Raw genomic sequence first — 13,984 nt, 5'->3', positions numbered from 1 at the left:
ACGGTATTGAGCGAGCCGAAGCAGCTTCGCTCAATATTCCTTCTCATAGAAAATCCCGCCACCTGCGCCGCTGGCGCCGGCTTCGCCGCGCAGCTTGACGCCGCGGCCGACATCGAGATTGATGATCGCTTTGCCGCCGCCTGCCTCCGAGCCGGATTGCAGTTCCAGATAGGTCCGGTCGTTGAGATACTTTCCGGCCGTCACCGTCGCGCCGCCGGTCGCATCCGTCGAAACGTCGAGATCATCGACACCCAGCTTGTTGCGCAGGCCGCTCAAGAGCGAATTTGAGCCGCCGCCGGCCAGTTCGCTGACGGCGCTGGCCAACTGGGCGATCTGCAGGGCCGACAGGTTGGACAGCGACCGGTTGAAGATCAGCTGCGCCAGGATTTCGTCCTGTGGCAAAGCAGGTGACGATGAGAACGTGATGGCCGGGTTGTTGGCAGGGCCTGCGACGTTGACAGTGATCGTCGTTGCCCCGGCGCTGGAGGTTGCGTCGAGGTCAAGGGTGGGAACGAGGTTGCCGCCAAAAGTGATTGTGCCATCGGCGAAGTCGAGGCGCTTGCCGAGGATTTCCAGCCGCCCACGGCGCATTTCGAAACCGCCGGAAACGGCGGGTTCGACCGCTGTTCCGCGAATGGTCAGGTCACCACCAAGCTCGGCATCGATACCGCGGCCACGGACGAACAGTTTGCTGGGCGCGCTGACAGTCAGATCAAAGGCAATGCCGCCGCTCTTGGTGCTGCCGCCGCTGCCCGTGTCTTTGCTGACATCCGCCTGCATCTGCCTGACCTTGGCCGGGGCGTTCTTGTGCTTGATGTTGATCTCGGACAGCGACGCCGGCAGCTTTTCCGGAATGGTGATCGACGCCTTGTGGATGGTGACCTTGCCGCCCAGAACGGGTGTTGCGGTCAGAGAGCCCTTGAGGGTCATCGCGCCGTCGATGCTGGCTGTGAACAGGCTGCCATCGACATAGGTCGCATTGGCAAGGCGGATGGCGATGTCGGCCGGGAATCCGGAACCGGGCGCGATGCCAACCGTGCCGGTGACATCCAGCGTGCCGCCGCTGGCGAGCTTGCCGGAAAGCTTCTGGATATTCGCCTGCTTGCCATCAAGCGCAACATGGGCCGTGAGGTCGGTGATAGCCAGATTACGGCGGACATCAACGAAGCGCGCGCCCGACGTGGAGATCGTGCCGGTCACCTGGGGCGCTGTTGCGGCGCCGGTGATGGAAAGATCGACATTGGCGGCACCAGTCAGGGTGAATCCCTGCTCGGCCAGAAGATTGGCTGCGAGAGCGAACGGCAGGTTGCCGGACGCTTTGACGTCGATCGGCTTGTTGCCGGTAATGCCAACCTTGCCATTGCCTTTGAACGCAAGGCCGCCTGCCCCGTTGAGCGTTGTGTCGAGCGTCACGACATTGTTGGCAAATTGCCCCTTCGCCGCGATATCGAGCGCACCGACGCCAGCGGACTTGGCCTGCGCGACTGCGGCGTTTGCCCAGCGCATATCATAGGCCACGACGGGTGCAGCCGCGGTGCCGGTGACATCGACCTTGCCGCTGATGGCGCCGTCCGCGCCGAGCGACGGCACGAATGTATTGGCGAGGCTGGCCGGCAAGGCGTTGAGATTGACATTAAGGTCGAGTTTTTCACCCGCCGAGCCAGTGACGGCGATTGTGCCGCCTGAAGCGCCGATCGTCAGCTTCTGCAGACTGACCTTTCCGTTTTCGATGGTGATCGTCGTTGGTGCCGACAGCTTTACCGGGATCCTGCGTGGTGTAGCAGTGAAGGAGGCGAGGTTGACGGTCGTCTTGCCATTTGCCGTTTCGATACCGGCGCGCAGGCTGAGCGGTGCTCCGTCGTACTGGCCATCAAGTGTCACATCGGTCTTTCCGGCCTGCTGGGCGAAGTCGAGCTTCAGGCCGTTGACGCGGTTCTCACCCTGCGCGAAGGCGTCGACGGAGAGATTGCCCTTGACCGCCAAGGCTTTGAGGTCGGCGATGGTGATATCAGCAACCGGCTTGGTGATGACGAGATCGCCGCGCTTGATACCCGAGCCGCTCGCCTTCAGTGCAATCGAGGTCTTGCCGCCGGTGCTGTTGATCGAAGCTGATCCGGCAATGTCGCCCGACGCCTTTTCACCCGCCATTGCAGCCAGCAAGCCGACATCGGGGAAGGCGAAGTCGACATTGCCCTGCGGCAGGAAATCGGTGGTGAACTGGATCTTGCCGTTCAATCGGTTGTCGCCGACCTGAACCTGAAGAACCGGAAGGCTGGTGCGTCCCTCTTCGGATATCAGGTCGGCATTGACGTTGATGGCCTGGCCGCCAAGAGCACCGGTGGCCTTGATCTTGGCCTGCGGGTTTTTCGGATTGGCTGTCGCGTCTGCGGTCAGTTGGAGGTCACTGAGTGTGCGGCCTGCCAACGTTGCACCGCTGGAGGTGACTTCGGCCTTGATGCCGAGATTGTCGAGCGGGCCGGTGGCATCGACCTTGAAGTCGGCGATCCCACTGGCATCCGCCAGCACCTTGCCGAGATCGGGCAGTGTGCCGGTGAGGGCAGCCGTCAGGGCTCCGTCCTTGAGACCGAGGGAGCCTGCGGCCTGAATCGTTCCGGAACCGACGGCGAGCCTGCTGATATCAACCGCACCGTCGGCGCCGGTGGTCACCATGCCGGATAACGTGACCGGCGTATCGAACTTGGCGGAAAGGGACGTTGGTAGGCCAGCCGGAAGCACGGACAGATTGAATCCTGCGTTCAAAGCCTTTGCGGCAATCTCGAATGCGCCGTTGATCGTGCCGCCGAGGTTATTGCTGTCAATGGTGACGGGATCAAAACCGATCCGTTCCGGCGATACGTCCAGGATGGTCTCAACCTTCACCGGTCCCTTGACCAGCCTGTCGAGGTCGGCGCTTGTCAGTTGTGTATCGCCGGTTTCGATACGGGTTTTGATCAGGCCGGTCTGGGTCGATAGGTTGAAGGCATCGCTCTGGGCCGTCAGCTTGATTGCGTCGATACGGCCCTGCGGCAGGGCCAGTTGACCGACGCTTGCCTGGACGTTGATGATGGCTGACTGCATGCCACCGGTGATGGACGCGGTTCCGGTGTCGAGCACGACGTGCGCTTCGCCATTTTCGAGCGGCAGCCGGGTATCGATCCCCGCCAGCGTCGCGGTCACATCAAGCTTCTCGCCGGCGCTACCGTTCAGAGTGACGGTGCCGCCGGATACAGCGATTGCCAGTTGTTGCAGATTGACCGCGCCGTTTTCGATCGTAATCGTCGTCGGCGCTGCGAGTTGCAGCGGGATTTTCTTCGGTGCGGCGGCGAACGACTGGAGATTGATCGTCGTTTGGCCGCCAGCACTCTGCAGGTCGCCGCGTGCCGTCAGCGGTGCGTCGTCATAGGTGCCGTCGAGCGCGAAATTGGTTTTCGGTCCCTGTTGTTCGAAGCCGAGTTTGAGGCCGGCAAGGCGGGTGTCGCCCTGTTTGACCTCTTCCACCGTCACTGCACCCTTGATCGCGAGTGCCTTCAGATCGGCAATCGTGATATCGGCGGCGGGCTTGCTGATCACCAGGTCGCCGCGGGTTATGCCGGAACCATTGGCCTTGACGACAACCGACGTCACGCCATTTTCAGACGTGATGCTGGCTGTTCCGGCAAGATCGCCGGACGCGGTCTGCCCAGCCATGGCGGCGAGCAGCCCGAGATCGGGAAGATTGAACGTGAGCGAACCGTTCGGCTGGAAATCTTCCCTCAGGTCGAGCGCGCCGGTTAGTGTGTTCTGGCCGATCGTTGCCTCGATCGAAGGAAGGCTGGTCGCACCCTTGGCGGAGGCGATCTCGGCCTTGGCGTCGATTTTCTGCCCGTCCAGCGAGCCGGTGGCGGTTACCGTCGCATTCGGGCCGTTCTGACCGACGGTGGCGTCGGCGTTGACGGCGAGATCATTGAGCGTGCGTCCGGCAAGCGTTGCGCCGTTTGCCGTTACTTCAGCCTTGATGGCAAGAGCGTCGAGCGGACCACTGGCATCTGCCTTGAAGTTGGCGGCGCCTTTGGCGTTTGCGAGGAATTTGCCGATTTCGGGAACGGCGCCGCTGACCGCTGCTGTCAGGTTTCCGGTTTCGAGCGCTGCCGATCCGGCCGCCTCGATCGTTCCGGACTTGAGGGCGAGATCGTTGACGGTGAGGCTGCCGTTGGAGCCAGTACCAAGATTGCCGGTGATAGCAATGGTCGTGTCGAATTTTTCCGCGAGGGCAGGGGGCAGGACAGCCGGTAGGGCAAAGAGCTTGAACCCAGTAGCGAGCGTGTTCTCGGCAATGGTATAGGAACCGGTCAGCGTACCGCCAATGCTGGCACTTTCGAGAGTCAGCGGATCGAAAGAGACGGTTTCAGGGGTCACCGATAGTGTGCCGTCGATCTTCACCGGTCCCTTGACGAGGCGGTCGATATCGGCGCTGATGAAGCGGGTTGCACCGGTTTCGATCGTCGTCTTCAGGGGGCCTGTCTTCGTCGAGAGGTTGAAACCATCGCTAAAGGCGTGCAGGCTGATTGCCTCGATCTCGCCCTGTGGCAGCGTTGCCTTGCCAATATCGGCACCGATGTCGAGCACGGCTGCCTGGGCCTCGCCGATCAGCGAAACGCTGGCATTGTTGATTGATAGCTGCGCCTCGCCCTTTGCCAGCGGTAGCCGGAAGTCGATCGGGCCATTGGTGCCGGTGAGGCTTGCCTGCAGGTCGTTCTGGCCCAGCGTGCTATAGGTTCCAGAGGCAGCAAACGCGAAAGCCGCGGTCGTAAATTTACCGCGCTGGATGCGCATGGTCGTGCCGTCGAGCGCCGCAGAAAGGTCGATGTCGGTGGTGCCTTCGAAAAGCGGCCGGAAGACAGCAGGCAGGAGGTCGCGGAACGTGCCGCCACCCTTGAGCGCCATGGTGCGAAAGCCATCCGGCGCAAGCGTGTGCTCACCGTCCACTTTCAGCACCTGATTGCCATCAAGGGCTGCGGTTGCCGTGCCAGTCCATTTCGTCAGTGGACCGTTGCCGGTGACCGAAATGCTGACCGCCGGTTCGCCGGGCAGGTGCATGGCTTTGGCAAGCAGCCCGCCCTTCGGTTCCTCGATGGTGGTTTCCAGCTTCAGTTCGTCGTTTGCCGGATTGAAGATGATATCGGCGATCGCCTTGGCGTCCGGACGGTCGCGTTGTGCAATGGCAAGGGCAGCGGCAATGCTGGCATTGGTGGCGTTCAGCTTACCCTGCGCATTGAGGAACTGATCGGCGCCGGCAATCTCCTTGCCGATGATGATTTCCTCAAAATCGAACGCGTCGATCTTGACCTCGAGCGGCAGGGCAAAGGTCTTGCGGACTTCCTTGGTTTCCTGCGAAGGGATCGGCAGTCGTTCGAGGCGAACGGATCCGGCCGACAGTTTTGCGGCATCGAAGCGTTTGGAGAAAAGGGCGGTGGGGGACCAGTCGATGGCGACCTCGCGGATTTCCGCATAGACGCCCTTGCTGTCGAACAGCGTTACACTCGAAGCCTTGAAATCACCGGTGAGCAGTGCACTCGGGTCGTTGATGCGAACGATCTGGTCCGGCGTCGAGGCATATTTCTCGATCATCGCGGCGACAAAGCGCGCACCGGGCGCGGTAAAGCCTGCGAAAAGCACCAGGAGCACGAGGGCGAACAGGGCAAAGCCTGTGCCATAAGCCAGCCAACGCAGCGCGATCTTCAGAAAACGGGGCAAACGATTCATGATTCATCCATAGCGCAAGTCGCGTTGCGGTGAAATTGCTTCTCCCTGAAACCCAATCTTTCAAACCGGGTTCAGGCCGTGGTGACTGCCCTCACGCAATCAGAAGGATTGGCCGATCCCGGCGTAAATTCCGTATTTGGTGCCGCCCGGATAGGCATTCAGCGGCACGGCGACATCCAGCCGAATCGGTCCGAACGGTGTGTTGTAGCGCAGGCCGATACCGGCACCAGCGCGGATATCGGAAAAATCCGGGGCCGTCTTTGACGACACCGTTCCCGCATCGATGAAGGGAACGATGCCGATCGTATCGGTAATGCCGATGCGGGCTTCCACCGTGGCGTTGACATAGGAGCGGCCGCCGAGGATTTCGTTGTCGCCGTTGCGCGGGCTGATCTCCTGATATGAATAGCCACGCACGGTGCCGCCGCCGCCGAGATAGAAACGCCGGTTTGCGGGAATTGAGGCCAATCCGTCGCCACCGGCAATCACACCGGCGCCAAGCCTTCCGGCCAGAACGAAGCGGTTCTCCGCGCCGAAGCCGACATAGGCGGCTGCCGATCCCTCGAACGAGCTGAAGAAGCTCTGGCCGTTGATCTCATAGCTCGGCTTGGCATTGATTGAAGCGCGATATCCCGAGACGGGATTGAGCTTGTTGTCGCGCGTATCGCGGACATATTCGATCGGGATTGCGGCCGTCAGATATTCGTTCTTGCCGAACGCATCATCGACATCGGCCCAGGCGAGCTCGCCGCCGGCAGACACCGTGTCGGTGTCGGACAGTTCGAACGTGGCGCCCGCCGCCGCCGTAAAGATCGTTGCCTTGTAGGCGTCTGGATCGAGCAGCTGCGCCTTCAGGCTGGCGTTGAAGGTGGAGGTGGGCCCAAATGCGCCCGGCTTGGCAAACAGCAGGCCAGCCGAATAGTCGAGATCGCCGATATCGGTGGTTTCACCGATGCGGCTGACCGAGCCCTCAAGCCGCAGCGATTCGGCCCGGCCGAACAGGTTGCGATGGCCCCAGTAGCCCTGGAGGCCGAAGCCGTCGGTGGTGGAATACTGGGCGCCTGCACCGAAATAGCGCTGCTTGCCTTCCGAAACCTCGATGGTCATTGGGATGGTGCCGTCGGGGGCCAGTTCATTGGCCTGCTTGATGGTGATGCTGGAGAACACGCCCAGCTGCCGAAGCCGGTCGGAGGCTTTGCGCAGGGCTTCTGGAGAATAGGGCTTGCCGCCGTTCAGGCGGGAGTAATCGACAACGAAGGACGGGTCGACGGTCTTGGTGCCGCTGACGGTGACGGCGCCCACCGGTGCGACGGGACCGCCCTGCGCTGCGATCGTCACATCGACGGTATTCGTTGCGTGATCGGCAACCACGCTACGTTCCGTCAACTTGGCGAGTGGCCGGCCTTCTTCCTTGAGATCTTCAACGACTTTTTCGCCAGCCTTGATGATCAGGGTCGAATCCGCGCGTGCGCCGGGCTTCAGATACTCGTCCGGCCGGCGTCCGATGGCGTCACCTTTTAGAACAATGTCGCCGAGCGTGAACACTGGGCCAGGGGTTACCGTGATTTCGACAGGCACCGGGGCACCGTCCGGAAACACCGGATCGGGCGGCAGTGTATCGATGTCCTGACCATTCACCTTAACGGCCACAACGCCACCGTAGCGGGCCTGTTCGTAAAGAGCCGCCAGCAGGCGGTCGCGGTCGTCGCGGGCCTTGATGGCGAGGCCAAGATCGCCCGAAACCGGCTTGTCCTTGTCCTGAAACAGACGGGAACTGTTTTCCAGCGCCGACTTCAGATCCTCGTCGCCGGAGGATTCATTCAGTGTGAGGCTAAAATTGACGGGATCGACGATGTCGTTGGGTTCTTCTTCTTTTTCGAAAAACCGCATGCCGAAAATCTTGAAGGCATAGGCGTCACCGACCGACAGAGGCCCGCAGATAGCCAGAGCCGCGACCGCAAAAGCAGCACCAACCTTCCGATACGCAAAACTCATAGTCGGCAAACGCATAATTTCCGCATTCCGCTGTTCAGGCCACTTCGAACACCTGCCTGCCATCACGGCAGGAGTACAATCGCATGACAAGGTTTGCCGTTTGTTAATGATGACCCTACACAGCATTGACCGGGTGATGAAGACTTTTGGCCGTCTTTTTGTGGAAAACCCCTGCCGGTGTGGCATGAGGGAAACAAAAAGCCCCGGATTTCTCCGGGGCTGAGAGAAAAAGCGGTGTAATGCGCCGCCTTTTTATGAAGCCTGCGATCAACGCGGGCAGCTGTCGATGTAGCGGCGGCCGTAGCGGTCACGGTAGTAGCACTGGCCGGGCTGCTCAGTCACGTGGCCGATAACGGCGCCCGAAACGCCACCGATTGCAGCGCCAACGGCTGCGCCGCGAACATCGCCGGTGATTGCTCCGCCGATAATTGCGCCGGAAACCGCCCCGATACCGGCACCCTTTTCAGTCTGCGTGCAGCTCACAACGGATAGCGCGAGCAGGACAAGCACGATGGCCTTCTTCATTTATTTCTCCAAAATCTGGACGCGAGACCCAAGTTCCCGGCCGTCCGTTTCTCCCCAGGGATGGAAGATGGACGTAAGGTCCCCCTCCGGTCGAACTTGCACCTTTAAAAGATAAATGCCTGCCTGTGAAAGTCTACAGATATCCTGCAAAATCCCCTTGGCGCAAGTAATGCTATTCAACCTGAACGGAAGCTGAAGGCTGTTCCTTTCGTGACAGGTTTGGGCGTGGCAGCTTGGGTATTTTCTGTCCGGCAGAATTTTCGGCAGGATTGAAAGTAGCGGTTGCGGCCGATCAAAAAAAAACAAATGATACGAATGCCGTAACGCTTTGAGGAGAAAGCCTGCGGTCCAGGCATGAGAGTTGACGCGGTTCTGTCGCGGGAACGAGTTTATCTGCCCGACAGCCGCTCGTGTTGGCAAGACCAACCTCGGAGGAGCGAGATGGCAAAAGTGAAAATGACGGTCAACGGCCGGCAGGTCGGCAGTGACTGCGAAGACCGCACCCTTCTGGTGCATTTTTTACGAGACAATCTGGCTCTGACCGGAACGCATGTCGGTTGCGACACCACGCAATGCGGCGCCTGTGTCGTCCATATGGACGGCCGTTCGGTGAAGAGTTGTACCATCCTGGCTGCGCAGGCAGCGGGCTCGACAATCACGACGATCGAGGGACTGGCCGCAAACGGCGAACTGCACCCCGTGCAGGCAGCCTTCAAGGCCAATCACGGTCTGCAGTGCGGCTTCTGTACGCCCGGCATGGTGATGACCGCCGTCGATATGATCCGCAGGCATGGTGCCAATCTGGATGAGGCGACGGTGCGCGCGGAACTCGACGGCAATATCTGTCGATGCACCGGCTACCATAATATCGTCAAGTCGATCCTCGCTGCCGCCGCCGAAATGGCCGGTGCGCAGCAGGCAGCCGAATAAGCAGCGGTCGCAGACTGAGGTAGCCGGTGGATACGGAATGAACGCGCTCCCCGTAGTGTCGTCATTTCGCGATTGCTTCCAACGTCTGCCACGACCTGACCACGCAGAAATATCTCGGGAGGAGATGAAGCATGGGTGTTGAAGGCATTGGCGCAAGCGTTGCGCGAAAAGAAGACAAGCGGTTTTTGACCGGCAAGGGCCGGTACACAGACGACATGAGCGTCCCGGGCATGAAATATGCGTTCTTCGTGCGCAGCCCCTATGCCCATGCCCGGATCAAGAACATTGACATGTCAGCGGCCAAGGACATGCCGGGCGTCATCGGCATCCTGGAAGGCAAGCAGCTGCAGGTCGATGCGATCGGCAACATCATTTGCGGCTGGATGATCCATTCCAAGGATGGTTCGCCGATGAACATGGGTGTGTGGCGGCCCCTGGCGCACGAAACCGTGCGCTATGTCGGCGATGCGGTTGCCATCGTCGTTGCCGAGAGTCTGGGCGAGGCCCGCGATGCGGCCGAGGCGGTGGTGGTTGACTACGAGGTTCTTCCGGCGGTCACCGAGGCGGTGAAGGCACTTGAGCCGGGGCAACCGCAATTGCATCCGGAAGCGCCAAACAATCTGATCTTTGACTGGCAGATCGGTGACGGCGCCGCAACGGAGAAGGCGATCGCGGAAGCCGCACATGTGACCGAAATCACCCTTCGCAACAACCGGCTTGCGCCAAACCCGATGGAGCCGCGCGCAACGCTCGGCATCTATGACAGCGCCGAGGATCACTATACCTGTTACACGACAAGCCAGAATCCGCACGTCGCCCGGCTGGTGATGAGCGCCTTCTACAATGTCGCGCCGGAAAACAAGCTGCGGGTGATTGCGCCGGATGTCGGCGGTGGTTTCGGTTCGAAGATCTATATTTATCCGGAGGAGATCGTCTGTCTCTGGGCGTCGAAGAAGACCGGCGTGCCAGTGAAATGGACATGCGACCGCACGGAAGCGTTCCTCACCGACGCGCATGGCCGCGACCATGTTTCGACGGTGAAGATGGCGTTCGACAAGGACAACCGAATCATCGGCCTGAAGGTCGATACGATCGCCAATCTCGGCGCCTACATGTCGCTGTTTTCATCCGCCGTGCCGACCTATCTCTATGCCACCCTGTTGTCCGGCCAATATGCCATTCCGGCCATCCATGCCAATGTCCGCACAGTCTATACCAATACCGTGCCGGTCGATGCCTATCGCGGTGCCGGGCGGCCGGAGGCGACCTATCTGCTGGAGCGGACGATGGAGACCGCAGCGCGGGAACTGGGCGTTTCGCCGGCAGAGCTTCGCCGCCAGAATTTCGTGCGGACTTTCCCCTACCAGACGCCGTTGATCATGAATTATGACGCCGGCGACTACGAGGCGTCGCTCGAAGCGGCGATGGCATCGGCCGACTGGAACGGGTTTGCCGCCCGCAAGGCGGAAGCTGCCCGGCACGGCAAGAAGCGCGGCATCGGCATGAGCTGTTATATCGAAGCCTGTGGTATTGCGCCGTCGGCGGCGGTCGGCTCGCTTGGGGCTGGTGTCGGACTGTGGGAATCGGCCGAGGTCCGGGTCAATGCCGTCGGGACGATCGAGGTGATGACCGGGTCGCACAGTCATGGCCAGGGGCACGAGACCACCTTTGCCCAGCTGGTCGCCGACCGTCTCGGCGTTCCGATCGATAGTGTCAACATCGTCCACGGCGATACCGACAAGGTGCAGATGGGCATGGGGACCTATGGCTCCCGCTCCGGCGCCGTGGGGATGTCGGCGGTGGTCAAGGCGCTCGACAAGGTGGAGGCCAAGGCCAAGAAGATCGCCGCCCACCTGATGGAGGCGGACGAAAGCGATATCGTCATCGAGAATGGCGAAGTGAAGGTGGCGGGTACCGACAAGACGCTGCCCTGGTTCCAGGTGGCGCTGGCCGCCTACACCGCCCACAACCTGCCAGCCGGCATGGAGCCGGGATTGAAGGAGGGCGCGTTCTACGATCCGTCCAATTTCACCTTCCCGGCCGGATGCTATATCTGCGAGGTCGAGGTCGATCCGGAAACGGGCGTGACCGACATCATCCAGTTCGTTGCGGCCGACGATTTCGGCAATATCATCAACCCGATGATCGTCGAGGGCCAGGTGCATGGCGGGATCGCGCAAGGGATCGGTCAGGCACTGCTCGAAAACGTCCATTACGATCCGCAGAACGGTCAGCTGATCACGGCGAGCTACATGGATTATGCCATGCCGCGCGCCGACGACCTGCCGTCGTTCAAGCTGTCGCACCAGAACACGCCGTGTCCGTCCAATCCGTTGGGGATCAAGGGCTGTGGCGAGGCGGGTGCGATCGGTTCGCCACCGGCGCTGATGAACGCCATTACCGATGCGATCGGAAACAATAACCTGACGATGCCCGCGACCCCGCAAAAGGTCTGGGCTGCACTCAACGCGGCCAATTGAGGAGGAGACGATATGTATGCGACCAATTACCATCGCGCATCCTCTGTTCAGGATGCGGTGAAACTGAAATCAGGCGCTGACGAAGGCAAATATCTGTCCGGCGGCATGACGCTGATCGCGACGATGAAGCAGCGGCTGGCGTCGCCGAGCGATCTCGTCGATCTCCGGCATATCCCCGATCTGAAGGGCATTTCCGTCAACGGGAAATCCGTGCGGATCGGCGCTGCGACGACGCATTTCGATGTTGCCTCGTCCGCGGACCTGAAGGCCGTCTGTCCGGCAATCTGCGATCTCGCCCATCATATCGGCGATCCGCATGTGCGCCATATGGGCACGATCGGCGGTTCGGTGGCCAACAACGATCCGGCGGCGGATTATCCGTCAGCCCTTCTGGCGCTCGATGCTATCGTTGTCACCAATGCCCGCGAGATCAAGGCGGCAGACTTCTTCACCGGCCTGTTCGAGACCGCGCTGGAGGACGGCGAGATGATCGTCGCCATCACGTTTGATGCACCGGCCAAGGCCGCTTATGCGAAGTTCCGCAATCCGGCGTCGCGTTATGCCATGACCGGCGTGTTCGTTGCCCGCCGGGACAATGGCGATGTGCGGGTGGCGGTGACCGGTGCCGGTGCGGATGGGGTCTTTCGGCATTCCGGCATGGAGGCAGCTCTTGCCGCCAACTGGTCGCCGGATGCGCTTGCCGCTATCACGGTCGATCCGTCGGACCTTATGGCGGATATCCATGCCAGTTCGGAGTATCGCGCCAATCTGGTGAAGGTCATGGCCAAACGCGCCGTTGCAGCGGCCTCTTGAGGAATTACCGCTGATTTCCTTGAAACAGAATATAAGGACGGGATGCCCCGTCCTTTTTGCATGGTCTTGACTCAGATCAAGGTTAGGTGGAATTAAATTCACGATGGATAGTTTGGAACTGTTCAAAATTAGGGGCCTTTTGCCGCACTCGGCCGCGATAACCCTCGCAGAGGTTGACGCCGCCACGCTTTGGATCAAAAAGACGGCAAGGTTCTGGAGACAATGATGGATTTCGAGAGTTTCTTTAAAGGTGAGTTGGACGGCCTGCATCAGGAAGGCCGCTACCGCGTTTTTGCCGATCTGGAGCGCCAGAGCGGACAATTCCCCAAGGCAACCCGTTACAATTCGGCCGGCGAGAAGCAGGATGTCACCGTCTGGTGTTCCAACGACTATCTCGGCATGGGCCAACATCCCAAGGTTACGGAGGCGATGAAACTCGCCATCGACCAGTGTGGCGCGGGTGCTGGGGGCACCCGGAATATTTCAGGCACCAACCACTATCACGTTCTTCTTGAGCGCGAACTTGCTGATCTGCATGGCAAGGAATCGGCGCTGCTGTTTACCTCGGGCTACGTGTCCAACTGGGCCRCGCTCTGTTCGAAGATTCCCGGTGTGATCGTCTTTTCGGACGCCGGGAATCACGCATCGATGATCGAAGGCATCCGCTACTCCAAGTGCGAGCGGGTGATCTTCAAGCATAACTCGCTGACGGATCTCGAAGCGAAGCTGCAGGCCGCCGATCCGCGCGCGCCGAAGATCATCGCGTTTGAATCGGTTTACTCGATGGATGGCGATATCGCCCCGATCAAGGAAATCTGCGATCTCGCCGACAAGTATGGCGCGATGACGTATCTCGATGAAGTGCACGCTGTCGGCATGTACGGCGCACGTGGCGGCGGTATCGCTGAGCGCGAAGGCCTGATGCACCGCCTGACGGTGATCGAAGGCACACTCGGCAAGGCGTTTGGCGTCATGGGCGGTTACATCGCTGCATCGACGGCGCTGTGCGATTTCATCCGCTCCTTCGCATCCGGTTTCATCTTCACGACGGCGCTGCCGCCGGCATTGGCTGCCGGTGCGGTCGCCTCGATCCGGCATCTGAAGGAAAGCCAAGTCGAACGCTTCGCCCATCAGGAACGTGTCCGTCGTCTGCGCAATCTGCTCGACAAGAACGGCATTCCGCACCTCAACAATCCGAGCCATATCGTGCCGGTGATTGTTGGCGACGCGTCGAAGTGCAAGTGGATCTCCGATCTGCTTCTCGACAATTGCGGCGTCTACGTTCAGCCGATCAACTATCCGACGGTGCCGAAGAAGACCGAGCGTCTGCGCATCACGCCGACGCCGCTGCATTCGGATGCCGATCTCGATCATCTGGTCGGCGCGCTGCACCAGCTCTGGTCGCGTTGCGCGCTCGCAAGGGCCGTCGCCTGAAAACTGTTGGTCGCTTGGCGTTACAATGCGGATTGTCGAAGGGCGATCCGCATTTTTTATGCCCT

The 13,984-nt window shown here is 60.5% G+C and carries 7 protein-coding genes; 4 read left to right on the top strand and 3 right to left on the bottom strand.

Going from position 1 to position 13,984, the window contains the following annotated elements; all coding sequences use genetic code 11:
* Positions 1-30 precede the first annotated feature (30 nt).
* The 3 genes from ASD36_RS25110 to ASD36_RS25100 all read right to left on the bottom strand — a co-directional run bounded on the left by ASD36_RS25110 (position 31) and on the right by ASD36_RS25100 (position 8,262).
* Positions 31-5,742 carry a translocation/assembly module TamB domain-containing protein gene (locus tag ASD36_RS25110; RefSeq protein WP_060502797.1) on the bottom strand — a complete coding sequence of 1,904 codons (5,712 nt, stop codon included), beginning with the start codon at positions 5,740-5,742 and terminating at the stop codon, positions 31-33.
* Between the two features lie 99 nt (positions 5,743-5,841).
* On the bottom strand, positions 5,842-7,752 hold the full coding sequence (locus ASD36_RS25105; RefSeq protein WP_060502798.1) for an autotransporter assembly complex family protein: 1,911 nt from the start codon (positions 7,750-7,752) through the stop codon (positions 5,842-5,844).
* Between the two features lie 252 nt (positions 7,753-8,004).
* Complete coding sequence (locus ASD36_RS25100) at positions 8,005-8,262, bottom strand: glycine zipper domain-containing protein (protein WP_060502799.1); 258 nt, start codon at positions 8,260-8,262, stop codon at positions 8,005-8,007.
* A gap of 441 nt (positions 8,263-8,703) precedes the next feature.
* Between ASD36_RS25100 and ASD36_RS25095 the strand changes: the two genes are divergently transcribed.
* The 4 genes from ASD36_RS25095 (at position 8,704) to hemA (ending at position 13,919) form a co-directional block, all read left to right on the top strand.
* Positions 8,704-9,192, top strand: coding sequence for a (2Fe-2S)-binding protein (locus ASD36_RS25095; protein WP_060502800.1), 489 nt, complete (start codon positions 8,704-8,706; stop codon positions 9,190-9,192).
* A gap of 131 nt (positions 9,193-9,323) precedes the next feature.
* Positions 9,324-11,672, top strand: coding sequence for a xanthine dehydrogenase family protein molybdopterin-binding subunit (locus ASD36_RS25090; RefSeq protein WP_060502801.1), 2,349 nt, complete (start codon positions 9,324-9,326; stop codon positions 11,670-11,672).
* A gap of 12 nt (positions 11,673-11,684) precedes the next feature.
* Positions 11,685-12,485 carry a xanthine dehydrogenase family protein subunit M gene (locus ASD36_RS25085; protein ID WP_060502802.1) on the top strand — a complete coding sequence of 267 codons (801 nt, stop codon included), beginning with the start codon at positions 11,685-11,687 and terminating at the stop codon, positions 12,483-12,485.
* Between the two features lie 225 nt (positions 12,486-12,710).
* Complete coding sequence (hemA, locus tag ASD36_RS25080) at positions 12,711-13,919, top strand: 5-aminolevulinate synthase (RefSeq protein WP_060641752.1); 1,209 nt, start codon at positions 12,711-12,713, stop codon at positions 13,917-13,919.
* The last annotated feature ends 65 nt before the right edge of the window (positions 13,920-13,984 follow it).

This window comes from Rhizobium sp. Root1334 (assembly GCF_001426665.1).
Classification (GTDB): domain Bacteria; phylum Pseudomonadota; class Alphaproteobacteria; order Rhizobiales; family Rhizobiaceae; genus Pararhizobium.
The sequence above is the reverse complement of the archived record's forward strand: the minus strand, read 5'-3'. Positions and strand labels throughout refer to the sequence as shown.

Excerpts from the sequence above, each read along its gene's own strand:
- ASD36_RS25110 (WP_060502797.1), bottom strand. The coding sequence starts at position 5,742 with ATGAATCGTTTGCCCCGTTTTCTGAAGATCGCGCTGCGTTGGCTGGCT.
- ASD36_RS25105 (WP_060502798.1), bottom strand. The coding sequence starts at position 7,752 with ATGCGTTTGCCGACTATGAGTTTTGCGTATCGGAAGGTTGGTGCTGCT.
- ASD36_RS25100 (WP_060502799.1), bottom strand. The coding sequence starts at position 8,262 with ATGAAGAAGGCCATCGTGCTTGTCCTGCTCGCGCTATCCGTTGTGAGC.
- ASD36_RS25095 (WP_060502800.1), top strand. The coding sequence starts at position 8,704 with ATGGCAAAAGTGAAAATGACGGTCAACGGCCGGCAGGTCGGCAGTGAC.
- ASD36_RS25090 (WP_060502801.1), top strand. The coding sequence starts at position 9,324 with ATGGGTGTTGAAGGCATTGGCGCAAGCGTTGCGCGAAAAGAAGACAAG.
- ASD36_RS25085 (WP_060502802.1), top strand. The coding sequence starts at position 11,685 with ATGTATGCGACCAATTACCATCGCGCATCCTCTGTTCAGGATGCGGTG.